Genomic DNA, 24,937 nt, shown 5'->3' on the forward strand with positions numbered 1-24,937 from the left:
AGTGAGTAACTGAAGCATTGAATTGAGGATTCAGGAATCCACGCAACTCAAGTCACAGATTCATTGAATCCTTGAATCCATGAATCCATGAGTGTTTGAATCAGTGAGTGCTTGAAACATTGAATCGGGGATTCCAGAATCCCCGCAATCCAAGTTACAAATCATTGAATCTATGAATCAGTGAAATACAGATGCTGTGAATCTGTGAATCAAAGATTCAATGACAGTAACTGTATGACATGAAATCGTATCTCTCAGCCCGACAAACATCGATACTCGCCATAATCGTGTTGAGAGAAACACAACAAAGTGTCTGACGTGGATTTATGAGTCATTGATTCAATGATTGAGCTATGACCGAGTCACCTCGTGGATGGGGCGTCACACCATCGACTGGCATCCCCACGATCGCCTTCGGTAACCAGAAAGGCGGGACTGGAAAGACAACTGCAACGATCAACAGTGCCGCGGCGCTGGCCACTCGCGACCACGATGTTCTTGCAATCGATATGGACCCACAAGCCGACATGACGAAAGGGCTTGGACTGGGTCCAGGCGACGACAACGATCCATCAAGCCCGAAGAACGAACTCCCCAACACACTGGTCACCGATGACGAGAACCTGCTCGACGTACTCGTCGACAATCCGCGCACGCACGACACTAGTCTTTCGGAGATTGTGATTGAAGCCGACGAGTACGACCATCTGAATTTCGACCTGATTCCCAGTCACAAGGATATGGGCCTTGCTCGAGATTGGATGGACGATGCGAATGCCCGTCTCTCGCTGAAACTTGCCCTCGAAAAGATGGTTGACGACGGATACAACTACGATTTTATCGTAGTCGACTGCCCTCCCGACCTCTCAGTCCTGACGGACGCGGCATTCATCGCGGCCCAGAACGTCTTCCTGGCTGCACAGACCCAAGCAACATCACGGGATGCACTGGACGACCTGTGGGATCAGCTGGAGTCCATCGAGGACAACCAGCACATCGAGATTGCTATCGTCGGGCTCCTTGCAAATATGTATCGTGACGACGGTCAGTCGCAAAAGTTCCTCAACGCATTCGACGAGTCTTTCGCGTCAATGGCACCGATTTTCAAACTCCCGATGCGAGTTGCGATTCAGCGCGCGTGGGATAACGGACGAGATATTTTCGAATGGGAGGATGCAAACGACCAGCAAGTAGAGCGCGATATCTTCCTCGAGATTGCAGAAACGATGGAACGGGCGTTCGACAAAACGCAGGTGGAGGTGTAAGTATGCCTCGAGGAATGGATGAGCGGTTCGACGATCCTTCAGACGAACGAGAAGAGGAGGACGGTGGCACCGAGGAAGAGTCCATGGAGACGTCGACAAAATCAGAGGGTCGTGAAACCGGAGCAGCCACCGATCAACAGTCGAACCAACAGAGGACCGCATCCACGACGACCACCGAATCGTCTATGAGTGGAGCAGACGAATCAGACGACGAAACGCTGAACATCCGCGAAGATTGGGATTCAGCCACGATATACGTTGAACCAGAGCAAAGCGAAGACATCGAGATCACATTTACTCGCCTGAAGAAGCAGCTTAAACGGGAGGACATTACGCTGGAGAAGAACAAGCACTTCTATCACGGGGTTTTTGAGGTGGCATTCGGCGAGCACCAGGAAGAAACAAAAGAGAAGATTCGCGAACTCGCAAAGCAAGACGTCGATCAGTGAATCACTGATTCACAGAATCTCGAAAGTTGTGAGAATGGCACACGTCTGTGGAGGCGCCCGATATTGACCTTCGCCATCCTCACAACGAGGTAATGAGTACGTCCGATCACCCGCCAAGCGACCTGGAGTCCGTTCGGAAGCAGTTCAACGTCGTCACCCAAGAAACGCGATTTGCGCTCCTCCAGGACATCCTCGGGCACCCATCGGAACTGCCTCGGGCATCCGTCGGAACTGCCGACGCTGAAGGAACTCGACTACGTCAACTCGAGCAAGAGCCAGACGACGATCCGCCAGCACCTCCAGCAGTTCGTCGACGCCGGCATCGTCGAAGAAGTGCTCCTGCCCGATGACCGTCGGCGGAACGACCTACCGTACAAGTTCTACGGAATCAGCGAGAGCGGTCGGCAGTTTCTCGAGGAGCATAAGCTCCTCCGAGCGCAGGATACCCTCCGAGAGATCTACGACCGGGTGGAGAAAACCGACGACATCACACGCTATGAGACTGCTCCGCGACCCGAGCGTAGCAGCTCCCGTCGTTCACTTCGCAGCCGGGAGATCCTCCCAAACAACTAGCCATTCGACTGGGGTGCTATTTCGTTTACTCGTCTGGATTCACTGGGGATTTGTATTTTGACTTGACGCGATCTCCCTCTCGCCACTGCCAGTAGTAGTAACGGTTATCGTTAATCTCCTTGATCGTGACCGTCGCTTTCGAGGGGACGTCATCGGGAAGATCATCGGGGCGCTCGTCGATCTCGTCTTCGTCCTCCGCTTCGGCAAGGCGGGCCTCACGCTCGCGATACTCGGCGAGTTCCTCGGCATAGCGTGCAACGTGCCGGAGCAGTTCAGGCGAGTAGTCGTTGAGCGTGTCGACGACGTCTGTGGGAAGTTCCGCTGAGGGCGCCGGTGGTTCGTAGGACATGAGCCGATCTCTGTTAACCAACACAGACGCCAGAGACATAGATGTGTTGGTTAAACCGCTACGCTCTTATGTAGAGCTGGGGAATGCCCCCATAGCAAGGCAGTCGATGACGCTTACGAGGGATGCGCCAGCGAGATTCAATGAACGGATGATTCCAAATGTGTGAGCGGCCTGCTCCAAGCCGTGCTTGGACAGGCCGCGGAACTTCCGTAGCCACGGTTTGATGAGTGAAAAGAGGCACTCAACCTGGTTAATATGGACACCGTCAGGCGAGACGTACGTCTCGTCGTGCACAACGATCTGGTGAGTGTACTCCATCTGCCGATACGCTTGGAGACCATCAGTCCAGACCTCTCCCAGCGGCTGGGAGAGGTCTTCAGCCTCCTGTATTACTGGATCAAGGTCTGTTTCGTAACTGATGCCAAGCTGGCCGTGAACAACCCGTAGCACGTCGCGGCACGCCGCGACGAGCGTTATCTGGTCGCCGTGTCGTCCACGCCAGCGCGAGCGTCCTGATCGAGACGACCCGCCGCGGTGACGGCTGTTCCGCGGCGGGTCTTGGCCTTTGTATCCTGAACAGACGCTGCTGGATTCATCGATTTGTACCGGTCCGTCGATTTCCTGCTGGAACTGGTTCCAGTCGACCGGGAAGCCTCGCTGAACCGCGGCTTCGACCTCTCGAATGGCGTAGTAGACGGTCTTGTACGCTCGATCGAGCAGTGTCGCAATTTTCGAGATACTCAACAGCGTGTCGGCATAGAGGATGAATGCGAGAAGCACCTCTCCAGTGGTGAGGTGCTTCTCGTGAAACGGTGTTCCGTAGGTGCAAACCGGCTTGAACCCACAGCTTCGGCAGATAACACGATTCGATGACGGCCACGTTTGGATGCTTGGATCACCGCATTCTGGACACGGAGCCTGCTCCCAGAATTTCTTGAGTCGCCGCTCGATTTGATCATCGAGCGGCTTCGTCTGCAGTTCAACCACTCCAAGATCAACGAGCTGTTGCAGCATCTTCCCGAATGCTGGCTGAGACATATTCTCTTGAGATCAGCCATCACAGTGTAACCGTGGGGCATTCCCCAGCTCTACATAAGAGCGAACCGCTACCAACCGCTCTCAACAGTCCTCAATCCTCAAGCAGCTGTACCGCTACTCGAAACTCTCCATCTCATAACACTTCTCTGTCTGCTCGCTGGTAGGTGAGAATAACGACGCCCGCTCCGACTGACTTGGTGTCCACGAGTCGCAACGTCGTCGTCTCGCCGCTTTCACTGAAAACGAGGGGTGTGAGCACCAACCCGTTTTTCACTGAAAATCAGGGGTGTCCCTCTTTCATTCCTCCTCGAACGTATCACGGCAGCACCGAAGATCAGCGAATATGGGAAAAATTTACGTCACACGGCGGACGGCACTTTCTACCTGACTTTTTGGAATCCACTCCTCCGATAATTTGGGAACGTCCTCTCGCTGCTCGAATTCCTGTTGTTTCGCCTGCAACCGATTCTCCAACCAATCGTGCCGGGATTCATCAGCGGCGGCGTTCTCAAGGCCTTCCTCAAGTTTGTAAATGCGGTGGGCGAGCTGCATGAGCGGTGGTGCGGCGGCCGAGTCAGCGAGCCGGATTGCCTTTTCTGATTCGCGGTCGATTCGGCCAACGAACTCGATGGGCGTTCCGCTATCGACGTATCCCACTTTCTCTTCTGCGAGCCACTCTGGGAGCTGGATCAAGAGTTCGTCTTCGCCAAGCTGGCCGAGTAGCTGCCATCGTAAACGGGTTTCCGTGGTATCGGACTCATTGCTGTCACCCTGCCACTCCTGAGCAAAGGTCTCATAGTCACTATATTCGGTGATTTCCAGATCAGGCATTGTTTTCAGTACGGACTGAAGCAGAATACGGGTGTCGCATGAGTGGTCTGCGTCACTTCTGAATCGTGGCTGCGTCGGTCCGCTATTCGAATTCGGCAACTCGAGCGAACGCTTTCGAAACGAGTATTCAAACCAAACCCCGATCACTCTTAGCCGCCGACGCGACAGCTCACTGAATTCACTAGACGAATCAGCACCAAACTGTTCCGTGCCAGGACAGAACAAGCGACTCAGATCACGTTAGCTTTCGACGCTTTGTGAGGTACTGAGGACTGAGCGACTCTTGGATTGGTTGGCAAGTGGTTTCAGCCACCTCCCTACCCCGAGCATCTTGAGGCTAGGATGAGTACTGGTGGGTATGGCATGGACCGAGAAAGACGAAGAGCGGGAAGAGCGAATCAGTATGCGTATCATCGTTGATACATATAGCCCTGAAGAGCAGGCGTGGGGATGGCACGCCTATTTGGACGATACGATGGACTTCCCGTTCGAAGCGCGCTGTGTAACCGAGCGAGAGGAGTCTCCCCTCAAAGAAGGCGAAACGATACGCGTGGTTGGAATGTCCCCGACAGATCCGACTCTCAGTCAGATGTTTGTGACGATAGAGTGGATGGACAGAGAACTAGGCGTGCCGCTGGAGCAACTGGAGCCTCTCGAAGCTGGTCATGATACAGAACAAGCGATTGCAGACTGGCAGTACTGGCTCGACCGCTGACAACCGTGACTCCCTGAAAGAACCTTCCACAACCGTGAACCCTCCAGGAGTCGAGCCCCCGAAACACAAAAAACTGAAGTACAATTCCGCACTCTTGGTCAGAAATCTATTTGTGTGGTGAAAGTAGAGCCCAGTGATGAGCCCATAGAAGTTGACGGCGACAAACTATACGTGAGGACAGGAAGTGACACAAATCAGCTCAGCACCAGAGTTTCTAACGATTATATCAAGAAGCATTTCAGGAATTAACTTTCATATCTCCTAGCAAATTCCTCCTATCAAAGCGGATTAACCCGGAACCTCAGCAAAAAACACATTTCTTCTACTTGTTTTACAGAAGATATATTTGCGGAGAAAGATCCATACAGTAGTACTGTCACTGTCACCCCATGCCAACTGATCGGCTTCGCAGTATTGTCCCAATGTTTGGCGGTGGAACGCGCTACGTTGAGACGTTGGACGCGATTCTTGAGTTCGTGGAGGCGCATCACCCGACGTCGGATGAGCTCGTTGGGTGGCATCGCGGATCGTTTGCGAACGTGTCGAGTCGGGAGTCGATTATGCGGCGGGTGAGTTATCTGCAGCAGGTTGGCTTCCTTCAGCAGGCAGACGAGCAGTGGATGCTCGGGGATGCTGGCCACGAGTACATTGAGCAGGGTGATGTGGGGACGTTGCTTCGGATTATGTGTGATTGGAACGTGGGGCTTCGGAGTCTGCTGTATGCGTTATCTGCTGGGTCGATGACGCTCAGGGAGGTGAGTGACCAGCAGTTGGATACGCATCCGGAGTTGGGGTGGAGTCGCGGGGAGACGGACATGGCGAGACAGCGAGTGAATTGGTTGCGAAGCATGGGGCTCGTGGAGGAGCGAGGTGATTCGTACGTGTTGACTGATGAGGGCAGGTCGTTCGTCGAGAACGCCGTTGCAGAGTGGAGTGACTCAGACTGGACACCGGCGACGAGCGATGCCGAGGTAAGTGCTGGGACGTACACGACGACGATTCACGCCCGAGCGGTTGATCCTGAGTTCCGTGCGACGGTGATTTCGCGTCATGACCGAGAATGCCCGATCTCGGGTGTAGATCACCCTGGTTTGCTGGACGTGGCTCACGTGTTATCGTGGAGTGACTACCCGGAGTACAGGGCGGATTTGACGAACGTGCTCCCGCTGAGTAAGACGCATCACGCTGCGTTTGACCGTGGTCTGTTCACGATCGATCGAGACTACCGACTGCATGTGAATCCGTCGTTTGAGACGCAAAGCGAGTTGCTGCAGCGAACGATTATCGAGCAAGATGGTGAACAAGTTGCGCTTCCCGATGAGTGCTTGAATCCGGAGTACCTCGCACAGCATAACGCGTCACTCGTGTGGGTGTAGAATAGAGATTGAACTGACGGGGCAACGTGGTATAATATAGCGGTTAGTACGGCTGTGTTGAATCGCTGTAAGGCGTTGGAATCCGCTGTTTGACGGAGCGTTTAATATTGTAGTGCTCATCCCGATGACTCGCAACTTAGGATTTTGCTGAACCAGTTGGTGCGATCGTTCAACAAGAGGGACAAGAAGTTGAGGTATCCCTGAAGATGATGTTTTGAGACACCTCGGAACTTCGCCAGCCACTGGCGAAGGAAGCTATGACGGTTCTCGCAACTGTTTACACGAGCGTCGCCGATCACGTACGTCTCATCGTACGTGATCGCCAGATGAGCGTCAATTCCGTCGTACTCGTCGATGCCATCGTAGATCGTATAGTCATCAGTGCAGAGAATCACCGTCTCATCACCTCGGTCGGCTATTTCCTCGTCCACGTCTTGGAGATTCTCTCGAACCAAAAACTCAACTCGTCGATGTTAGATGCAATTAACAGTCAGTCCAGATACTGAAACCGAAGGAGAGACTCCCCATTAGGGTATTTGGACCCACGCCGAACGGTTATTTACGCGCCAAGAGCTACTTGGAGTATGGCTCAAGATGGATCCCTTGTTGAATCGCTTCCAGACCGCCCCCTCAAGGATACTGAGCGTGACTCACTCGAACGACACGAGAGCATCCAGTCAATAATGCCTCAGACGACGAAATTTGATCCGGAACACGGGATGGTTATGGACACTGCGATGTTCATTGGCTACGACTGGGTGACAGCCGTGACCTACGAAGCAGGTCACGGCTGGAGGGTTGTCTACGAGAGCGGTATGGAAGATAACATCCTCTCAGATGGGTTTCTGCGAAGCGAGGAACTCTACGAAGAGCATCCGATTCAGCAAGGAATGGACGCTATGAGTGCTGTTGCCTCGGAAGACGAAGAATAGTTTCTTTTTCAAACATCTTCTCTGAGGACGATCGTAACGGGTGTCAGCTGTATGGTGGTTTGTAGAATTTGAGATCTCGAAGTTGTGCTCGTCCAGTTCGGGAAGGAACACTTCGACCGAGTCCCTGTCCATCAACAGTAACCAACAAACTCCTCGTTACTGGAAGTTACGGCTGACAGGAATGAGCGAAGGTCTGGTGGGGACACCATACTGCAAGTGTTCTTCAATCAGATCTCTAGGTTATTTATTGGTAATCAAATAATAGTAACGGTATGACACAGACACCACCCTGCAAGTGTTTTCTCTGGTAAGACGCGCTCAAGAACCCATTTAACACAGATTTCAACCACACGGTTTTGAGAGAGTATTCCATTTTATTTGACCTGTGGAGTTTAGCTGTAATTGAGGGCGCTCAGCCCCCTTCTGCTCACGGCGACGCCGTTCGCATGGTCAGCGGGACCGACGGTCCCGCGCTATCCTCAGCGAGCGAAGCGAGCAGGGAGGGTGATACAACGCCCGTACGTCTTGATTTCGTGTGAATCGGCACCCTTATTATCCCTTCGATCGAAGGTGAGAGTAAGATGCTCACCACACTTCCGGCGGTGTTCAAACGCGACAACAAGCATGCATCGTCGGTTGTGGTCGAGTGTCCAACCGGTAGGAGTGGGACACTCCGAACCACCTGTCAAGGGAAGTCGCCTGCGGAGTCTGGAACCGTCCGCAGAACGCCGTAATGATCAAGATAACTTTTGCAAATATGGACTGAGGAATTGATCGATCCAGGACTTGGCAAATCCGAGTCGGTCGGTAAGGGTGTCGAAGAGACGGCGAGCGAGAGTTCGGAACGCGCTCTCGCTCGCCACCACGATTGGCGAGGCAGTGCGTTTGAGGACTTTCCAGACCTGTTCAATCGGGTTGAGGTGCGGTGAGCCGACCGGAAGAAAGACGAGATCAATACCGAGTTGATGTGCGCGCTTGCGCGTGTGTTCACAGATGTGAGACGAGAAGTTATCCAAGACGAGCAGAATCCGCGTTCCCGGATTCTGCTCGCGGACTTGCTCCAATAGCGCACAGATGTTCTCTTTCGATTGATCTTCAGGGAACGTCAGGACACTTTCGCCGTTGAGCGTATAGCATCCGACCGCTGGTTCGTCAAGCTTCACCAGCGGTCGTTCCAGTGTCGGATCATCAACGTACCACAGTCGATGCGAATTGTCGTATGGTGTGGATGCGAAGCATCACAAAAACCGACGACAGTTCCCCCATCCGTGCAAATATCGTCGTCGAGGACCCATCCTTCGTCCTCATCATCAGGACGCTTGTTATGTGCCGTCTCTGTCTCCTCGTCGAACGCGTCTGCGACGCGTTCTTCGAGGATTTCATCTGCGTTTTCTGGCCGAGAGGGGCGCTTTGGACGTGGTTTAGCGTAGGACAGTCCGAGATTCCGGAGGAATCGACCGAGATAATCCGGATGGTACTCTACACCGAACTCTTCGTCCAAGAGCTGATGAACTTCCTGTGCTTTCCAGGGTTGCCCCTCCCGGAGAAGTTCTAACAGACGCTCTTGTTCCTCGTCACCGAGCTTCGGGGGCCTTCCGCCCCCGAAGTTCGGTGTCAACTGACCAAGTCCGCCATCGTTCCATCGACGCGCCCAGCGACTTCCAGTCGACGCAGATTTGCCAACGTCGTCGGCTGCTTCCTCGTACGTTGCTCCCTTGTAGAGACGTTTGACAAAGGTGAGTCGCTTGATGATCTTTGGATCGTCTGCTGGACGAAGCAGACGATCCAACTCCTGCTCACTTAGATGACGAACAAGATCGCCTCGCCGGTCTCCTCCCATTACTCGCCCGTCTCAGTCTATGCCCATAACTTCCGTCACTCATTATGGCGTTCTGCCGGGCCGCACGAGACGCTCCGCGTCTTGTGGACGCTGTGGGATCTGTTCCTGCACGTTCCGACACAGAAACAGGAAGCTCCGTCCGCAACAAGCGAGGGCCGAGGAGGCCCGAGCGCGGGAGGGCGGAGTAGTTCACAGTCTATAGGTGAACAAGGGTACCTCGGGATCAAGTCCCGAGGTGGTCTACTAGGACACCACCCTGCAAGTGTTCTCGGAATACACTGGGACACCATATTGCAAGTGTTCTCTATTATGTCGAAAGAAAGACCATATGGCCTACGTGAATTTCCATAGATTTTCCTGATGTTGATCAGATATGTCTGGTGCTTCGTATTCAGATGCTTCTTCTTCCAAATAATAGGCTAGCATTTCGTCTATATTACTCGGAACAGCATTGTTGTACGATGACTTGCGGGCAGCCTCGATAATGTCACGTGGGTCGTCTGTAATATCGTACACGTACCGCCGACCTCCTTCACGTCCAAGGTTCTGCTCAGCCGATCGTACCAAGCCCTGCATGGATAACTGATCCAAGAACTCGTAGATTTTCCGTTCACTCTTTACATGGGACACGACTGATTCCGCTACAGACGAATATAATTTGTAAATACGTTTCGTCGTTGCTTCCTGTTTCGGTTCAATGACTGCGAGTGCGGTCGCTAAGTACGTCATCGCTTGATGTGATGTGAGATCCTGCTCAAAATAGTCCAAAATCTCGTCTGTTTCAACGGTCTCTGTCGCTTCATGTGTGTGTTCAGAAGTCACGACTTCTTTACCGTCCATACGGGCGAGTTCACCTGCTTTCTGTAGGATCCGTTTTCCTTGCCGAACGTCACCGCGCTCTTGTGCGGAGAACGCAGCTGCAAGCGGGATTACATCTTCTTCAAGGACACTATCTTTGAACGCCATATCTGCATAATACTCCAGAATATCGTTGAGCTCATTCGCGTTGTACGGTCCAAACTTGATCTCCCGTTCTCCGAGCGTTGACTTGACTTTTGGCTCAAGCACGTCAACGAATTTTAGATCGTTTGAAATACCGATTAACCCGATTTTCGCATCTGTGATCGGCGTGTTCTCATTTGCTTCAGCGCGAGGTAACTCATAGAGGAAATCATTTCGAGCGTCCGGTGGGATGTTATCGATCTCGTCCAAGATGACGAGTACGTTCCCCCCAGCATTCTCGATCTCCTGGTATAGAAAATCGAATACTTTGTCCGTGGAGTATCCGCTATTCGGTAGTTGGTTGTTAGGCGGACGAAAGTCATTGACGAGTGCCGTGGCGAGCGCGTATGCTGATTTGTAGTTCCTACAATTAATTGGCCCGACTACATTCAACGGGACGCCGGTTTCCGCAGCTTTCTCCTTGAGTTTGTTTCGCATCCAGAGTGTGACAGCGGTTTTCCCGACGCCAGTTGGGCCGTAAATGAAGACATTGTTGGGATCATGCCCAACAATGATATCTTCAAGAGCGATTGTGTACTGCTGGATTTCCTCGTCTCGATGAAAGATCTCGTCAGGCATTTCATCCTTCTTGAGAATTTGTTTTTGTTTAAAAATAGGATCCATCGTATTAAACGGATTTTCATCGAGATCAGTCATACCCTGAAAGTCAAGCGAATCCAACATAAAGTTTGCTGACCACCCTGCAAGTGTTACAAGTGTTCTTCATCAGGACACACACACACACCACCTTGCAAGTGTTCTACCGATCACGAAAGCCTCCCCCCATCTCCATATGAAATACCGGTGAAGAATAGATGCGGAAGGAAAACAATGGATTAGACCACACTGAAACACTAGAGATTCGGCATCTCACCACTCAGAATGATTCTACAGAGAGGGTCATATCCAGTATTTCAACTGGACGCCATACTACTAGCTAGTACTAATATGAATGTTGTTGTTGTTGCTGTAATTACCGGTATGTGGAAACAACCTTTAGAGCGCTTAGAGTGGAGAATTTCCGTGAATTACCGCAGTATAGATTCCGCTCTAAAACGTGCTAGACCTAATCTTTATAAATAGTTTTCTCCTGCTCTATTACATAGACCCTTTCGGAAGACCATGAACACTTGCAGAGTGGTGTGTGGGTGTCTTCAATACAGATAACGAGGACATCGGATACATCATCTGTCGCGTGATCCGCTACACGCGACATTATCCGATCATTCCCACTCCTCAGTTAAGTCCAGTGCTAATCTTTGTCCTTGATCCACCGGACATATCGCTTTTCGACACTCAAGACACACCATGTGCAGAATGAACGGGTCGAGGTCACCACAAGGGGAATGTTCGGTATTATCGTTCGAGTACCCAAACATCCGGATTAGTACCGTCTGATCCAGCGACTGCCTTCGCACGCTCGAGTTCACGGATCTCTCTTTGAGCCTGTCGTTCGAGCAGTTCGGCTCGCCGATAACGGTCACGAGCGACATCGTCGACGACATCCTTATTACCGATCGTGAAACGCTTGCCACGGTGATCGATCTGTCCAAGCACCAGTGCTGACCTTCGTCTCGTCGAACGCGACAACTCCTCGGCGTGCCACTACAGTTGAGCAGAGAACTGTGTGGAACAGCTGTTTTCCGGTATGGATAGCCTGTTGATACAACCCGCCGGGGGAGGGGGTATCGGAGTGTAAACTTGAGACGAAAGTGTCTCCGATCATTTTGAACTCAAGATAGAGGAAGATCGTTATACATCGGATAGACAGCTTGTCTGTAAAAATATCGAGTGAATAGCGGATCAAAGTCTTCCTCACTGAGGAGCTATTATAACTATTATAAATTTTTCTATTATAATAAATAAATAAGTGATAGCATTTGCTAGATGGAGCTGGACAGAAGCGCGCTTGTCCAGCTTTCGGTTATGTATGATTAGTTTCTATACCTTGCTTTTAGGGCCATCTTTATATTTTCTTGAGCTGAGCCGATCCAGTTCCCCCTTCCTTCTCAAATTTACACTCCGATACCCCCTCCCCATCTCTCCTAGATTGAGTCTTCTTATTCTCTTGACCAAGAACGGTCGTGAACCACATAGCCTACTCACCTGCTTTCACTAGTCCCTTGAGAATGAGTGCTTAGCACCCTAAATGTCAGATAATACACTCCGATACCCCCTCTAATCACTCTGTTCACTCTCATCACTCTGTTCACTCCCCTGAATTTATAACGGAGTGGTGTATTGTGCGAAGTAACATGGAACCGTTCGGTGCTGAACAGGGAATCTACAAAGATGTCGACGTTCTTGACCCGGAACCTGATACATACAAGCCAACCGAACTTCCAGAGCGGGAGGACGAACTTTCACGGATTCACTCAGCGCTTCGGCCGATCACTCTTGGCGGTTCCCCTCGCAATATTCTTGTCTACGGCCCAACCGGACAGGGAAAAACCGTTGGGGTAGATCTCAAGACGAAACAGCTCCAACAGTGGGCAGATAGCGAGAGTGATGTCTCTCTCACAGTTCTTCGTGTGAGCTGCAAAGGCGCTGGGAAGTCATGGAATGTCCTTGCAAATCTTGTCAAGAAAGCTCGCGAGACTCGCTACGGCAAAACCGTTGAAAAACCACGTGGACCGACGAAAGTCGAGTTGTTCGAGATGCTTTCGGAGGACCTCCAGGCGATCAGTGGCATGATTATCATCGTTCTTGATGAGATTGACGGCATCCAGGAAGATAGTTACGTTCTCTACGAACTCCCTCGCGCGTCGATCGACAGCGTCTCGATTGGTGTGATTGGTATCACGAACGATTATCAGTTCCACGAGAATCTTGATGCCGATATCCGGTCGTCACTGGGTAGTCGTGAAGTTGTTTTTAGCCCATACGACGCTGATCAACTCCGTGACATTCTCGCTCGACGCGCGGCACATGCACTTCGTGACACATATTTTGAGGATGATATTAAGGACTCAGATCATCTTCAGAGTGATGTTCTTTCTGGAGATGTGATACCCCTCTGTGCGGCGCTTGCTGGTCAAGATACAGGCGACGCACGCCAGGCGATCCATCTCTTATCCACTGCGTGTGATCTTGCGCTAGACGATGGTAGTGATACTGTCTCGGAATCCCATGTTCGAGATGCCCGTGAAGAAATTCAGGAAGAGACAATTGGAAAGGGAATTCGTGGTGAGACGATCCAACGAAAAATCGCTCTATTAACCGTCCTTGAGTCCGAATTATCGGGTGATGCGCCTGAAGGGACAACTCAACTCTATCGTCGATACAAGCGGTTTACGAAACAGATTGGGGTCGACACTTACCAGCAGGGCACCTTCAGGGAGAAACTCAATGATTTGGCACATGGGAATATTCTTGAGAGCGACCGCCGCGGTCGTGGGCGTGGACGTGGAATGACGAATATGTACAGCCTTTCAGTTGATCCTGATCTCGTGATCGACAAAGTTGGTGATGACAACCGGTTGAGTCAGATCACGGAACGATTTGAGTAGCACGACTTGTCACAATTCGTCTTGAGGCTCTTTTCCACGGACTAGCCGCCTCTTGGTCGATATCACCGGCTTACACTCCGATACCCCCTCCTCCGAAGAATGTATTCTGCTACCAAGTTGATATCGACCAAGGAGAGTTCACTCGGTGTTTAAAACTGATACCTTTTTTATCTTTTTCTCAGGAAATACGGTGTGTCTCTCATTCCACAAAGCTCCGTCTCATCGGTCGAGTACTCCAGCATCAGAATCTGGACTGTCTGGTCCAGCGACTGCTTTCGCACGCTCGAGTTCACGGATCTCTCGCTGAGCCTGCCGTTCGAACAGTTCAGCTCGACGACACCGTTCACGAGCCACGTCGTCAACAACATCCTCGTCACCGATCATGAAATGCTTGCCACGATGATCGATCTGCTCGAGCATCAGTATCGATCCTCGGCTTCATCCACTGCAGTATCTCGAGCGTCCGGTTGGAGGTGCTCGTAGCGGACCTCACAGCTGTCCGAATAGAACCGACCAGCGTATCCTGCACGGTCGCGAGCAGGTTCCGAACACGTCGGCATCCGACACTCATCGCGGTCAGTCATCTGCCGATCCCTCGATTCAGGAGTCGAGTCGTTTCAGTAGCTGTCGACGTGATTGCAGTCTCTCTTTGTCTCATGGGTTGCTGCGGTGGACTCCCTTTCGATCCCCCGAACCCAACAGGCACCCGCGGAGCCGTCACAATTTTTCTGTTCCTCGTCTGGGCGACCATGATCCTCGGTGTCAAGGTCGACCACGCGATCGTCACGCTGCAGTACGGCGCTGGTCAGTATATCCAACACCTGTTGACAGCACTCGTGTTTCTCGTGATCGGGCGGATGTGGGGTATTGAGGTTGATTCTCTCGTTCAAAGACACAATATATCGGCTAATCAGGATGATAACGAGTAGAAAGAGTCAGGAATCCCGTTTGTTAGAAGAATGGGTCCTTGTGTAATTTCGAGGAAACCACATCAAAATCGTATCCGTATATTTTAGTAACTGATTCGATAATTTCTACAAAACTGTCTGAGGCAGTCGGTGAAACAACCACTTCCTCAATAAGTTCAGAAGCGTCAACCGGTATAGGAATACCAACAGGACTCAAATCTTTAAAGTTGAATTGTTCACCCACTGATCTGCCAGATCCAGATATAAGCTCGTCAGGTAAAAACTGGACAAGTATTCTATACTCTTTTTCAAATTCAAAGGCTTTCCTTTTATGGAATAGTGGCGCAAGTATACTGTCTACAGGTATTTCAGAATTATTATAATCCTTGTACTTAACTTCGCCCATAGTTGCCTTTTTAACAGTACTCTTCTTTGGATTGTTTTTTGAATGAATGGGCTCTAGAGCGTGTTTGAGTTGCCCATGTGTGGATTTTATCGCTACACCATCTCCGCTATTAGAATAGAGCCGCCACATAGCATCTGATTCGTGTTCTTCACTATACCAGCAATTCAGGTATGTCGTATATCTGTATTTATGCCGGGCTGTTGAGCGAGCCCTATTTATTTCGCTATCATATAATTTATTTCTATTCCTAATATTTTCTCCCGGAATAGACCCCTCAAATGGGTCTTCAAATTGGTCAGGGCGGGAAAACCAGAGATACTCTTCATCTAATATAGATATGTATCTTTTGAGGCTCCGATAGCGCCAAATTTCAGTATCGTCTGAAACGGATTCTGGTTTCCAGTTAAGGCTAAGGGTCCCTTGTTCCTCATCTCCATTAACTACTATTTTCGTCCTTGGAATAATTTCCCCTTCTGGATCTTTTGGCATATGCGAGAATAACAGGTTAGAAGGTTATATTATACGGTTTAGTAGTCTTATTATCTATATTATATTTTTAGAGTGAATAGAAGAATAGCGTTCCAACCGAGTCTCGCTATATAATGAGTGAACTTAAAGAAACGCTCTTGCGTAGCACGTTGTTGATTTCAGAGAGTCGCCTGGATAGCGTGTTTGAGTGCGTCTCGTCCCGGTTTTCGATATACGCTCTTCCATAGTTGATTGTTGATACTGCTGAGCTGTCGCTGCAAAGTCGAAGAGGACAAGGGCACCGCGTTAATGACTAAGATAACTTTTGAAAGTCAAGGAACTTCTGACACCACTTCTTTGCAAAGCTGATACGCTGTGTTATTTGTTCAAACGTTTCCTCAACGAGGTTTTTGAACCCGTCTTCATCGTCAACGATGATTGGACACATTGTCCACTTGAGGTAGTCCCAGACCTTCTCGATTGGGTTAAGGTGCGGTGAGCTTGTTGGGAGAAAGATCAGATCAATCCCGAGGTGATGAGCGTGCTTGCGCGTGTGTTTACAGATATGAGATCCGTGCTTATCCAAGACGAGCAGAATCCGCTTGCCGGGATTCTGCTCGCGAATCCTCTCTAAGACCTCGCAAATCCGTTCTTTCTCCTCGGTTTCTTTGAACGTGACGAGGCTCTCACCGTTGAGTGCGTAGAACCCGACAGCCGAGTCTTCCGTCTTGACGAGCGGTCGTTCGATGTGAGGATCATCCACGTACCACACCCGGCGCGAATTATCGTACGGCTGTGGTTTTGACGCGTCAAAGAAGCCGAGGACGGTGCCGCCATCGGTGCAAATCTCCTCGTCAACGACCCAGCCGTCGTCAGTTTCACCCTCGCGTTTGTTGTGTGGCTGATCGTCCTCGTCGAGCGCGTCATCGACGCGCTCTTCGAGGATCTCGTCTGGATTCTCCGGCTGGTGCGGACGCTTTGGCCGTGGTTTTGCGTAGGAGAGCCCGAGATTCCGAAGAAAGGTACCGAGATAATTTGGACTGTACTGGACACCGAATTCTTCCTGGAGGAGGTGCTGGATCTCCTGTGATTTCCAGGGCTGATCTTCACGAAGCATCTCAACCAGCTCTTCTTGTTGGTCTTCGTCGAGTTTCGGGGGTCTGCCGCCCCCGAAACTCGGCATAAGCTCTTCAAAGCCACCTTCATTCCAATCTTCCGCCCAGCGAGTCCCGGTGGCTGGAGACCGGCCTTCTCGATCGGCAGCCTCTGGAATTGTATCGCCTTGATAGAGATTCTTGACAAAACCAATTCGTCGAATATGGTGCTTGTCTTCGGCTTCTCGCAGCAACTCATCAATCTCTTCCTCTGGCAGGTGACGCTTAATCTCCGTTCGGCGTGATCCCATTACCTACGTATCAACTTCCACTTGCAAAAGTATTCATACTCATTAAATGGTCAGAAACGGCAGCTATGGGCACTTTCAGCGGTATCTCTGTAAGGATTGCGACCGCACATTCAACGATAAGACGGGCACGATTTTTGCTCACTCGAAGATTGCGCTCCGCCGGTGGTTGTTCTCGATCTACGCGTTTCTCCGGTTTAACACGAGTCTCCGGCAGCTACAGTGCGAAACCGAGGTGACACACAAGACGATCCACCGGCGCATCGAGCGCTTCGCCAGAGCGCTCGATGCGCCTTACCTCGATCTCGTCGGGCCGGTCGAAATCGACGAAGTGTACGTATCTGCCGGGAAGAAAGGCCGCGAGCGCGACCAAGAGTCGCGCTCGCGTGGCCTCTCCACGCGTGGGCGCGGAACGTATGATGGCGACAAGCCACCCGTGTTCATCCTCGCTGATCGCGGGACCGGCCAGCGGTACGTGATCCCAGCGAAAGCCGCTGACGAATCGACGATTCGACTCCTCTTGGCCGACCGCCAAGAAGAGTCGCTGACTGTCTTTACTGACGGCTTTCGAGCGTACGAGCCACTCGAAGAGGACGACGCATTCACTCGTGAATACGTCGTCCACGGTGACGGTGAATACGCCGACGACGAGATCTACGTCAATACCTGCGAGAACCACGCGTCGCTGACACGACGGTGGCTCTCGCCACATCGAGGTATCTCAAAAGATAAGCTAACAAACTATCTCAGAGCGTTCCAACTCCGCCGGGAATTATATCGAAAACCGGGACGAGACGCACTCAAACACGCTATCCAGGCAACTCTCTGAAATCAACAACGTGCTACGCAAGAGCGATGAGAAAAACATGGCCGAGCAGTACGGACTCGACGACTTCGAGGACGCGGATTTCGACGACTAAACTTCTATTTTAGACTCCAATTGCCTTTTAGAGAGGTATACGACCCCCGCGCCAATCAGTAAGGAAAGGAAAAATAATAGCGTTGAACCACCAAAAATACTAATACCTACCATCAGAAGTGTGGCACAACCAATAAGTATTGTTCGCTTCCTCAAAGTCCTAACAATCTTGGCTGAGTGCTGTGTGATCTCTTGTACAGATTTGGTAGTTTCAAACTCATTCTCTCCAAGTCTCTTCCAATATTCATCTAAGATCTCTACGCTATTCCATTCCGACGGGCCATTGACCAAACTATAAAGTCGACTATCCTCCTGTCTGAGTTCTATTTTGCATCCTTGACATTTCACAATTCCATCCTTTGGTGTATTGAGATCAGAGGATTTCCCACAAAACGGACATTTATCAAATGAGTATACATTCTTTTCAGTATCATCATATGAAGCGGCTTCTAACACTTTAATATCTATAAGTGAAGAGAAAGCCGAAGTCAGTTCCCCGAACGCATCACCCGTCTCTTCCACAGAGTCATGCATCCTCTTACTCGCTAATTTGATCTCAAGAAACTCAGCTTCAGACGTATCACTATTCCCAAGTAATTCGACTATGGTATCCAAATACGCATCGAATTTCTCTATATCCCTCTCAACTTCTTCAACAAACGACTGATACGGGTTCTCGACTTGGACTGAAAACTGGTCCGTATATGCTTCGTTCAAAGCCTCCACATCACGTTCTAAATCTCTAATCTCACTATCCGCGTTCTCAAATGCTTGTAAACACTGCTCTAGTAGTTGATCCGGTATTTCATCTTCTGGAATACTCGATGCCATCTCCATATAGTTCACTACTTCGTCAATAGCATCATCAATAGCGTTGTAATCGTCATAACACTCTTTCATAGCATTGATACACCTAATATCGTCAATAGCAGTATACGGGTAATCATCCACATCCAGTGGATACCTGTCATTTAGATCCGCATCAGTAGAGTACGGCGATTGCTGCGCTGATGGAGCAACACTATTCCCATGAATCGCATTGTGACAATCTTTACATACAGTTTTCAAGTTACTCAACTTGTGCGTCCCACCCTTTGACTTCGGGACAATATGGTGCGCATGAAGCTCCGCATTCCCGCCCGTCCCACCCTGTGCTCCACAATTCTGGCAAGTATGATTATCGCGTTTGTAGACCTGCTTCCGACGAGAGTCCCAATTCGACGGATACTGCTGTGACATTGATTGGTCATAAATTCCTACATTATCATATCAAACCATCGCTCGGAACCCCGCCACTTCCTGCTGAACATTAAATATTTACTAGCCGATACCACAGGTATAACTATGACAGATACTACCACAACCTGCATCATCTGCGACACTCAACCAGACGACTCCCAGTATGCACTCTGCAACGGGTGCGTCTCCTTGCAAGAGGACAAGTTCGAACGCGAGGTGATTCAATGAAGATTAAAAACGACCGCGTCAGTGTCCTCGACATTTACGACGTTGTCCGAGCTGAGGACGGAGAAATCCAAGCTGTCTCAGAGATGTGGGACCTCGACGCTGATCTCGTCCGCGAAGCTGTGGAATGGTGTGACAAGAATCGCTAGTTGTCCACTCTCTCGAGAACGGCGACAGCAAAAGTTCGGTCTCACACCAGACGAACGCCGAAACGAGTCGAAGAGCTTGACAAACGCTACCATCCGTGTTCGGTTAAGACGGCTCTATTGAATCCGCAGAGGGCGACGGGATTCATTGTTTGACGGCTTGTTCGACGTTATAGACTGCGGCTACGAGAGTGATTTCACGGAACTGGCGATACCATGCACGCGCTCGGACGGCGGAGCCGTACGAGCGCTTGATCACCGAGTTCACGGTTTCACAGATTGAGCGCTGGTTGTAGAGTTCATCCTCTATCCGCGCATTGTGCGCGTGATCGTAGGGTGCGAAGACGCGATGTTTGATCAGTGGTCTTACTTCTTCAGCACGAAGCTCTTCGCGGAAGCTCATGTCGTCGTAGCCTTTGTCAGCGGCGAGGCTGAGCAGGTCGCCGGCGTTGCGCCGGGCGACCTGCGGCCCGATGTTGGTTCCGTTAGGCCACTTCGTGCTGCAGTGAACGTCGATAACCGCGCCCTGCGCGGTATCGACGAGAAACGTCGCTTGTATCGTCCGTACGTCTCGGTCACACCGGTTGAGATAGTGGGTTGATGCCTGTCGACGGTCGAAGTACGTGGCATCAATGGCGGCGTGACCAGACTGCTTGAGCAGCTCCGACGAAAGTCGGAGCAGCTCTCGCCAAATCTGCATCGGCGCTCGGTCAAACGACTTGCAGAGCGCGGATGGGCCGGGGAACTCGCCGCGCTCGAGATTGAGCGCGGCTCGTACCCGCTCCATCTCTTCGGCCCAATCGAGGACTTCTTCAAGCGTTGCTTCCATGTGAAGCCGAAGAAAATGCAGGACAGTGTGCTTCCAGCCGGCAACTCCGTTGCCGGCAGGATGGCTGATCTGCATCAGCGCTGCATCAGTAAGTTTTCGTGCGATCGACACAGCCTGTTTAACGAAGCGGAAGAGAGTCTTTTGCACAAAGCTTCCTCTTCCGCTTCAATTCAATCATTCTGACGACTTACCCTGACGCCGTCAGTGGATTCAATAGAACCGTTAAGACAAGAAACCGAGAGACTGCGCTCGATTGACGAAGCTATCGTTGTAGACCGCGTGGGGAGAGAATGTGTTCAAGACGCTCTCCCCGGACCTCATACGACGGCGGCTGACTTCCCTGTTTCCAGCCGAACGTATCGAAGACATCGCGCGCGAGCGCGATGTCGTCCAACGCCACCGGACAATCGACATCACGATGCTCGTCTGGACGCTCATCATGGGCTTCGCCGTCGAGTGGTCTGCGAAAGGATTGACCCGTTCGGAAGCGTATAGTCCGCGATGAAGAGCAGCTCACGAGGCCGTTTGGTGAAACATCTTGCAGAGGCAGAACTAGATCAGGCAATCGAAAAGGCGCAGAAGGCGGACGAGACCCGTCTCGTCCGGCGGTTGTGTTTCGTGAAGAACCTCTATCAGGGAGATACGCGCGAACAAGCGGGCAACCGCGTCGGAATCTCCCGATCCACGACGCGTCGGTGGGCGTGTGCATGGAATGATGGTGGTGTCGAGGGGCTCCGCCCGGGCTTCGGCGGCGGCAGGCCGCCGAAGCTCTCGTCCGAACAGTTTGAGGAACTCTGTGAAATCCTCGAAAGCGACCAACCGTGGACGCCTACACAGATTCACACGCTTATCAAGGATCGCTACGGCGTCACGTATCATCCGGCACATCTCAGCCGAAAGTTACGTGAAGCCGGAATGAACTATGCCAAGCCACGTCCAATGGACCCTCGCCATCCCGACGACGCTGAGGAGATTCTCGCCGAGCGCCTCGATCAGGCGCTCGGCGAGGAAGCCCACGAAGAGAAGGACGACGAGCCTGTCGTGTTCGGGTTCTTTCGATGAGGCGTGGCCCCAACCGTTCGAGAACTCTCAGCGGATGTGGTCGTTTGACCGGACTGTGACGATTGAGAAACCGCTCGTAACGGTTTCGTGGCGGTCGATCGGGTTCTATGCACTAACTGGTCAGAGCGTGATTACGTTCAAAGAGCGGTTGGTCAAGGAGACGATCGTCGAGGCGCTCGAAGAGATCCGCGAGCAGAATCCGGGTGGGCGAATTCTGCTCGTGGCCGACAACTATGGGTCTCATCATGCGCGTCTCACCCAGCAACGGGCCGACGAACTCGGCATCGAGTTCGTCTTCCTCCCGCCGTATTCGCCGACATTGAACGCGATCGAACCGCTGTGGAAAGACGTGAAACGCGAGATTTCGCCAGAGATCTTTGCGGATCGTGACCACTTCAAAACATTTCTCACCGAGACATTTCTCCAGTTGAGTCATCGGCTGAGCTTCGCTACTGACTGGATCGAGACGTTTCTCCCAGATGTTCAGAAGTTACGCTGATCACTCGACGGCGAAGCCCGCACGATCGCCGGATTTCAGCGGGCCTACTCCGCAGCGACTAACCAGACTGTTGCTCGCTCTAGTTTCTATGACCGGTTCACACCAGCACTTGGTGCCCTGTTGAGCGACCTCCTCGAGCACGCTCTCGAGGAGGTCGCGGTTCCCCACACGATCGCGCCACAGTTTGAGTTGTTTCGTGATGTGCTGATCGCCGATGCAACCGGAAAACGGTTGCATCGGCTCCTTAGCGAGTTTCCAGCGACTCACTCGGATCAGTCCGGCGCGAAGCTTCACCTCGTCCATAACGCCACTACTCAGAGCCTCGAACAGTTCCAGCTCACCGACGAACGCACCCAGGAGAGCAGCCAGCTCCGCACAGGGAGCTGGCTGCGAGGCCGGTTGTTACTGTTCGATCTCGGGTTCTACAGTTTCCGCCGGTTCGCGTTGATCGAAGAAAATGGCGGGTTCTTTTTGACGCGGCTAAAGTCAAACGCGAACCCATTGATCGTCGGGGAGCGGCGGAAATGGCGCGGGCGCGCCATTTCCTTGCCAGGCCGTCGTCTCCAGGATGTTCTGGGCGACCTCACACGTGAGATCGTGGACGTGACTGTGGAGATCACGTTCAAGCGACGGCCGTACGCTGGGAAACAATCAACCGACACGATGGAGTTTCGCATCGTCGGTGTCCGCAACGAGGACACCGACGACTACCATCTGTACGTTACGAACCTGCCCGATGAGTTCACTCCGAGGCAGGTTGCGGCGCTGTATGGGTTGCGGTGGGAAGTGGAATTGCTGTTCCGGGAGTTGAAATCGCTGTATGGGCTGGAGAAGTTCCAGACAAGTGATCCAGCAATCGTGGAACTGCTGGTTGTGGCGGCTCTGCTGACGCTTGTGGTCAGCAGAGCCTTACTCGGTATATTTCAGGAGTTGTTTCCTGAGACGGTGTTCCCTCGGGAACGCTGGGCGAGGACCTTCAGGTCTCTCGCCCAGCTCATCCTCGAAGAGTTGGCCCAGTCGTTCGGACATCCACCGCCGAACCTGCCGGAGTTGCTGTTTCGTGACGCTCGTCAACCAGAGAAATCACGCCTCTTACTTAGTGAACGAGTGGCTGAAGCCTTCATGAGGCGATCCAGTGCTTAACCGAACACCAATGCAAACGCTACAGAGAGCCCAAAAAATGTCAAATCAACCACTTTTTCCTTTCTAGGGGCGGAGCTAAAACACCTCTCCATTGGTCTTTAGCTTGCTCTATTGAAAATGCGGTACGGCAGCACGATCATAGCTTCTCAGCCATCTTCTTGATGTTGTGAAGAGCGAACATGAGGACAATTTCACGGAACTGTCGGTACTAGAACCGCGAACGCAAGGCGGAGTCTTGCGTTCGCTTCGTGGTTGAATAAGACGTTTCTGCCATCCAGCGTTGCGTGTACCTGTTCTCCTGATTGAGTGCGTTGTGCGCAGCAGCCATCGGCATTGATCCACGGTGATGAACGAGGTATTCGAGATCGCACCCAGACAACTCGTACTCGGTGTGCCAGTCCTGAAATCCGTTATCGGCGACGACGGCCCGCGGGTCGTCCGCATTTCCGCGGACGACCCGCGGGCCAGCCTTCGTGTCATGTTCACGCTCGATACAACAATGCACGTCCAGCACCGCCAGCGACTCTGTATCGGTGAGTGTCGTCGCTTTGATCGTCTTCACCGCTTGACCCTGTCGCTGCAGGTAGTACTGTGAGGCTTGCTTCCGTTCGAAGAACGTACTCTCGAGAGCGACGTGGCTGGAGTGGCGGAGTTGCTGCGCGGAAGCGCGCAGCAACGCCCGCCAGACGTACATCGCGTATCGGTCAAGCGAGTGGTAGAACGTCGTTGGGTCAGGCAATGCATCTGGGTGAATGCCAAGACGCTCACAGATATCTGGCATAAAAGCCCGAGCCGATCAACGAGTTCGGTGAACGTGTGGCCTTCTTCCTTCCGAATACAATGAGCAACGATGTGTGCTTCGCGGGGAAGCCCGCCTGACTCAGGCTTCCCCGCGTGATTCCCCAAAGCTTGTTTTGCTACACGTAGTGCCTTCTCAACGAGGCCGAGGAGTGCGACTGCCATAATCGGCTTCTCGACCTCGTTCTCTCAAATTATTACGGAACAGTCCGGACGCCGTCTGTCGTTTTCAATAAAGCAGGCCAATCAACCTTTGAACAGGGTCTACGCGATGACATCGTCGCTGCACTGGCGTTCTATCTTCGCATTAGCGAAGTCCTGGGTACCTCAACAGAAGAGCTGATCGAGGACGCCATCATTCGGACGTATGAGCAAGAGCGTCCGGACTGGGCGGTCGGACACGCAACGGTAGATGTCGCTGCCGACGACCGGACGAAGGCTGCCAAACAAGGTTCGAGGAAACTCACAGAGGGTGACACTCGACTGTCCAGCACGGAACTCAGAGCAATCGCCGAGACTAAACTAAGCCTATTGAGCAACATGCAACGACAGCGTGAACTCACAGCGAGAGAATTTCGAAAAGCGGCTCTCGAAAACCCGGGTCAGTTAGAGGAAGGCCTTGAGATTGTGGACGCACAGCCCGATGCGCCGGGGAATACAGTCGTTCCAGATCTCGTGGCAAAAGATACGGATGGGAATCCCGTCTTGATCAAACTCAATCGTTTGGCGAACATCGAACAGCGCCCTGAATCGACGGTAGATCGCGTCCGAGAACTCATCAACCAGTACGGGGGCGAGGATCGAGTACGTGCTTTCATTGTGGTTCCCGATTTTGAACTCGAAGAGGGGGACGAGGAGACGTCACTGCACAACCTCCGAGACCCTGAAAGTCCAATTGAATTGAAGTCGGTGGTATTGGTTTGATCTCAATAGCTATAGCTCAAAGGGTTGGATTCAGTACGCGCTGCACGATACTTTCAATTCAGGACGGTTCTAAGAGCATCAATTGGAGGT

The 24,937-nt window shown here is 51.9% G+C and carries 20 protein-coding genes and 9 pseudogenes; 14 read left to right on the forward strand and 15 right to left on the reverse strand.

Annotated elements, in window-relative coordinates; translation table 11 throughout:
- Positions 1-353 precede the first annotated feature (353 nt).
- The 3 genes and pseudogenes from NJU76_RS25680 (at position 354) to NJU76_RS25690 (ending at position 2,287) form a co-directional block, all read left to right on the forward strand.
- Positions 354-1,265, forward strand: a complete 912-nt coding sequence (locus NJU76_RS25680) for a ParA family protein (RefSeq protein WP_254534016.1) — start codon at positions 354-356, stop codon at positions 1,263-1,265.
- Between the two features lie 14 nt (positions 1,266-1,279).
- The gene (locus NJU76_RS25685; protein ID WP_254534017.1) at positions 1,280-1,714 is read left to right on the forward strand and encodes a DUF8160 family protein; all 435 of its coding nucleotides are present in this window, start codon (positions 1,280-1,282) and stop codon (positions 1,712-1,714) included.
- A 92-nt stretch (positions 1,715-1,806) separates the two neighbouring features.
- Positions 1,807-2,287 (forward strand): annotated as a pseudogene (locus NJU76_RS25690) (transcriptional regulator).
- Between the two features lie 25 nt (positions 2,288-2,312).
- On the opposite strand, the gene NJU76_RS25695 reads toward NJU76_RS25690, so the two are convergent.
- The 3 genes from NJU76_RS25695 to NJU76_RS25705 form a co-directional block, all read right to left on the reverse strand.
- A complete protein-coding gene (locus NJU76_RS25695) occupies positions 2,313-2,636 on the reverse strand; it encodes a DUF6788 family protein (RefSeq protein ID WP_254534018.1) in 324 nt (107 codons plus the stop codon).
- 66 nt (positions 2,637-2,702) lie between these two features.
- Positions 2,703-3,674, reverse strand: a complete 972-nt coding sequence (locus NJU76_RS25700; RefSeq protein ID WP_254533813.1) for an IS1595 family transposase — start codon at positions 3,672-3,674, stop codon at positions 2,703-2,705.
- 354 nt (positions 3,675-4,028) lie between these two features.
- Entirely contained in the window at positions 4,029-4,505 is a 477-nt protein-coding gene (locus tag NJU76_RS25705; protein WP_254534019.1) for a hypothetical protein, read from the reverse strand.
- 358 nt (positions 4,506-4,863) lie between these two features.
- Here NJU76_RS25705 and NJU76_RS25710 point away from each other — a divergent pair, with 358 nt between their 5' ends.
- Together NJU76_RS25710 and NJU76_RS25715 are read left to right on the forward strand one after the other, a co-directional pair.
- Positions 4,864-5,220 (forward strand): calcium-binding protein, encoded by a 357-nt coding sequence (locus NJU76_RS25710; protein ID WP_254534020.1) that lies wholly within the window; start codon positions 4,864-4,866, stop codon positions 5,218-5,220.
- Positions 5,221-5,609: 389 nt separating this feature from the next.
- Positions 5,610-6,596, forward strand: coding sequence for an HNH endonuclease (locus NJU76_RS25715; protein WP_254534021.1), 987 nt, complete (start codon positions 5,610-5,612; stop codon positions 6,594-6,596).
- A gap of 116 nt (positions 6,597-6,712) precedes the next feature.
- Here the strand turns inward: NJU76_RS25715 and NJU76_RS25720 are convergent.
- Positions 6,713-7,063: pseudogene (locus tag NJU76_RS25720) on the reverse strand (IS1595 family transposase); the annotation flags it as partial.
- 117 nt (positions 7,064-7,180) lie between these two features.
- Between NJU76_RS25720 and NJU76_RS25725 the strand changes: the two are divergent.
- Complete coding sequence (locus tag NJU76_RS25725) at positions 7,181-7,528, forward strand: DUF7964 domain-containing protein (protein WP_226778710.1); 348 nt, start codon at positions 7,181-7,183, stop codon at positions 7,526-7,528.
- Between the two features lie 737 nt (positions 7,529-8,265).
- Here NJU76_RS25725 and NJU76_RS25730 read toward each other — a convergent pair.
- The 3 genes and pseudogenes from NJU76_RS25730 to NJU76_RS25740 form a co-directional block, all read right to left on the reverse strand.
- Positions 8,266-9,368: pseudogene (locus tag NJU76_RS25730) on the reverse strand (IS630 family transposase).
- A gap of 333 nt (positions 9,369-9,701) precedes the next feature.
- Positions 9,702-11,027: a Cdc6/Cdc18 family protein gene (locus NJU76_RS25735; protein ID WP_254534022.1), complete on the reverse strand. Its 1,326-nt coding sequence runs from the start codon at positions 11,025-11,027 to the stop codon at positions 9,702-9,704.
- 699 nt (positions 11,028-11,726) lie between these two features.
- The gene (locus NJU76_RS25740) at positions 11,727-11,927 is read right to left on the reverse strand and encodes a hypothetical protein (protein WP_254534023.1); all 201 of its coding nucleotides are present in this window, start codon (positions 11,925-11,927) and stop codon (positions 11,727-11,729) included.
- 698 nt (positions 11,928-12,625) lie between these two features.
- Between NJU76_RS25740 and NJU76_RS25745 the strand changes: the two genes are divergently transcribed.
- The gene (locus tag NJU76_RS25745; RefSeq protein ID WP_254534024.1) at positions 12,626-13,879 is read left to right on the forward strand and encodes a Cdc6/Cdc18 family protein; all 1,254 of its coding nucleotides are present in this window, start codon (positions 12,626-12,628) and stop codon (positions 13,877-13,879) included.
- A gap of 219 nt (positions 13,880-14,098) precedes the next feature.
- On the opposite strand, the gene NJU76_RS25750 is transcribed toward NJU76_RS25745, so the two are convergent.
- The 4 genes from NJU76_RS25750 to NJU76_RS25765 form a co-directional block, all read right to left on the reverse strand.
- Complete coding sequence (locus tag NJU76_RS25750) at positions 14,099-14,299, reverse strand: hypothetical protein (RefSeq protein ID WP_254534025.1); 201 nt, start codon at positions 14,297-14,299, stop codon at positions 14,099-14,101.
- On the reverse strand, positions 14,299-14,463 hold the full coding sequence (locus tag NJU76_RS25755; protein WP_254534026.1) for a hypothetical protein: 165 nt from the start codon (positions 14,461-14,463) through the stop codon (positions 14,299-14,301). The genes NJU76_RS25750 and NJU76_RS25755 overlap by 1 nt, the downstream gene beginning before the upstream one ends.
- Before the next feature lie 367 nt (positions 14,464-14,830).
- Complete coding sequence (locus NJU76_RS25760; protein ID WP_254534027.1) at positions 14,831-15,682, reverse strand: DUF2971 domain-containing protein; 852 nt, start codon at positions 15,680-15,682, stop codon at positions 14,831-14,833.
- Positions 15,683-15,974: 292 nt separating this feature from the next.
- A complete protein-coding gene (locus NJU76_RS25765; RefSeq protein ID WP_254534028.1) occupies positions 15,975-17,066 on the reverse strand; it encodes an IS630 family transposase in 1,092 nt (363 codons plus the stop codon).
- A 49-nt stretch (positions 17,067-17,115) separates the two neighbouring features.
- On the opposite strand from NJU76_RS25765, the pseudogene NJU76_RS25770 reads away from it, so the two are divergent.
- Positions 17,116-17,892: pseudogene (locus NJU76_RS25770) on the forward strand (IS1595 family transposase); the annotation flags it as partial.
- 87 nt (positions 17,893-17,979) lie between these two features.
- Here NJU76_RS25770 and NJU76_RS25775 read toward each other — a convergent pair.
- Together NJU76_RS25775 and NJU76_RS25780 are read right to left on the reverse strand one after the other, a co-directional pair.
- On the reverse strand, positions 17,980-18,933 hold the full coding sequence (locus NJU76_RS25775) for a hypothetical protein (RefSeq protein ID WP_254534083.1): 954 nt from the start codon (positions 18,931-18,933) through the stop codon (positions 17,980-17,982).
- A 90-nt stretch (positions 18,934-19,023) separates the two neighbouring features.
- Positions 19,024-19,221: pseudogene (locus NJU76_RS25780) on the reverse strand (HNH endonuclease); the annotation flags it as partial.
- A 105-nt stretch (positions 19,222-19,326) separates the two neighbouring features.
- Between NJU76_RS25780 and NJU76_RS26680 the strand changes: the two are divergent.
- Both NJU76_RS26680 and NJU76_RS25785 read left to right on the forward strand, forming a co-directional pair.
- Positions 19,327-19,449 (forward strand): hypothetical protein, encoded by a 123-nt coding sequence (locus tag NJU76_RS26680; RefSeq protein WP_256567248.1) that lies wholly within the window; start codon positions 19,327-19,329, stop codon positions 19,447-19,449.
- The gene (locus NJU76_RS25785; RefSeq protein ID WP_254534029.1) at positions 19,446-19,595 is read left to right on the forward strand and encodes a hypothetical protein; all 150 of its coding nucleotides are present in this window, start codon (positions 19,446-19,448) and stop codon (positions 19,593-19,595) included. Before NJU76_RS26680 ends, NJU76_RS25785 begins: the two co-directional genes overlap by 4 nt.
- 142 nt (positions 19,596-19,737) lie before the next feature.
- Here NJU76_RS25785 and NJU76_RS25790 read toward each other — a convergent pair whose 3' ends face one another.
- Positions 19,738-20,568 carry an IS5 family transposase gene (locus tag NJU76_RS25790; RefSeq protein ID WP_254534030.1) on the reverse strand — a complete coding sequence of 277 codons (831 nt, stop codon included), beginning with the start codon at positions 20,566-20,568 and terminating at the stop codon, positions 19,738-19,740.
- Positions 20,569-20,713: 145 nt separating this feature from the next.
- On the opposite strand from NJU76_RS25790, the pseudogene NJU76_RS25795 reads away from it, so the two are divergent.
- From NJU76_RS25795 to NJU76_RS25805, 3 pseudogenes are all read left to right on the forward strand, one after another.
- Positions 20,714-20,875 (forward strand): annotated as a pseudogene (locus NJU76_RS25795) (IS4 family transposase); the annotation flags it as partial.
- Between the two features lie 47 nt (positions 20,876-20,922).
- Positions 20,923-21,982, forward strand: a pseudogene (locus NJU76_RS25800) (IS630 family transposase).
- Positions 21,983-23,125: pseudogene (locus NJU76_RS25805) on the forward strand (IS4 family transposase); the annotation flags it as partial.
- A 136-nt stretch (positions 23,126-23,261) separates the two neighbouring features.
- Here the strand turns inward: NJU76_RS25805 and NJU76_RS25810 are convergent.
- Positions 23,262-24,088 (reverse strand): annotated as a pseudogene (locus NJU76_RS25810) (transposase).
- Positions 24,089-24,463: 375 nt separating this feature from the next.
- Here NJU76_RS25810 and NJU76_RS25815 point away from each other — a divergent pair.
- The gene (locus NJU76_RS25815) at positions 24,464-24,847 is read left to right on the forward strand and encodes a PDDEXK family nuclease (RefSeq protein WP_254534031.1); all 384 of its coding nucleotides are present in this window, start codon (positions 24,464-24,466) and stop codon (positions 24,845-24,847) included.
- The last annotated feature ends 90 nt before the right edge of the window (positions 24,848-24,937 follow it).

Origin of the sequence: Natrinema gelatinilyticum (assembly GCF_024266705.1) — an archaeon.
GTDB lineage: Archaea > Halobacteriota > Halobacteria > Halobacteriales > Natrialbaceae > Natrinema > Natrinema gelatinilyticum.

Coding starts and splice junctions, on each gene's coding strand:
- NJU76_RS25815 (WP_254534031.1), top strand. CDS start 24,464: ATGCAACGACAGCGTGAACTCACAGCGAGAGAATTTCGAAAAGCGGCT.
- NJU76_RS25725 (WP_226778710.1), top strand. CDS start 7,181: ATGGCTCAAGATGGATCCCTTGTTGAATCGCTTCCAGACCGCCCCCTC.
- NJU76_RS25685 (WP_254534017.1), top strand. CDS start 1,280: ATGGATGAGCGGTTCGACGATCCTTCAGACGAACGAGAAGAGGAGGAC.
- NJU76_RS25735 (WP_254534022.1), bottom strand. CDS start 11,027: ATGACTGATCTCGATGAAAATCCGTTTAATACGATGGATCCTATTTTT.
- NJU76_RS25695 (WP_254534018.1), bottom strand. CDS start 2,636: ATGTCCTACGAACCACCGGCGCCCTCAGCGGAACTTCCCACAGACGTC.
- NJU76_RS25710 (WP_254534020.1), top strand. CDS start 4,864: ATGGCATGGACCGAGAAAGACGAAGAGCGGGAAGAGCGAATCAGTATG.
- NJU76_RS25715 (WP_254534021.1), top strand. CDS start 5,610: ATGCCAACTGATCGGCTTCGCAGTATTGTCCCAATGTTTGGCGGTGGA.
- NJU76_RS25765 (WP_254534028.1), bottom strand. CDS start 17,066: ATGGGATCACGCCGAACGGAGATTAAGCGTCACCTGCCAGAGGAAGAG.
- NJU76_RS26680 (WP_256567248.1), top strand. CDS start 19,327: ATGACAGATACTACCACAACCTGCATCATCTGCGACACTCAACCAGAC.
- NJU76_RS25755 (WP_254534026.1), bottom strand. CDS start 14,463: ATGACTGACCGCGATGAGTGTCGGATGCCGACGTGTTCGGAACCTGCT.
- NJU76_RS25760 (WP_254534027.1), bottom strand. CDS start 15,682: ATGCCAAAAGATCCAGAAGGGGAAATTATTCCAAGGACGAAAATAGTA.
- NJU76_RS25750 (WP_254534025.1), bottom strand. CDS start 14,299: ATGCTCGAGCAGATCGATCATCGTGGCAAGCATTTCATGATCGGTGAC.
- NJU76_RS25700 (WP_254533813.1), bottom strand. CDS start 3,674: ATGTCTCAGCCAGCATTCGGGAAGATGCTGCAACAGCTCGTTGATCTT.
- NJU76_RS25705 (WP_254534019.1), bottom strand. CDS start 4,505: ATGCCTGATCTGGAAATCACCGAATATAGTGACTATGAGACCTTTGCT.
- NJU76_RS25680 (WP_254534016.1), top strand. CDS start 354: ATGACCGAGTCACCTCGTGGATGGGGCGTCACACCATCGACTGGCATC.
- NJU76_RS25745 (WP_254534024.1), top strand. CDS start 12,626: ATGGAACCGTTCGGTGCTGAACAGGGAATCTACAAAGATGTCGACGTT.
- NJU76_RS25785 (WP_254534029.1), top strand. CDS start 19,446: ATGAAGATTAAAAACGACCGCGTCAGTGTCCTCGACATTTACGACGTT.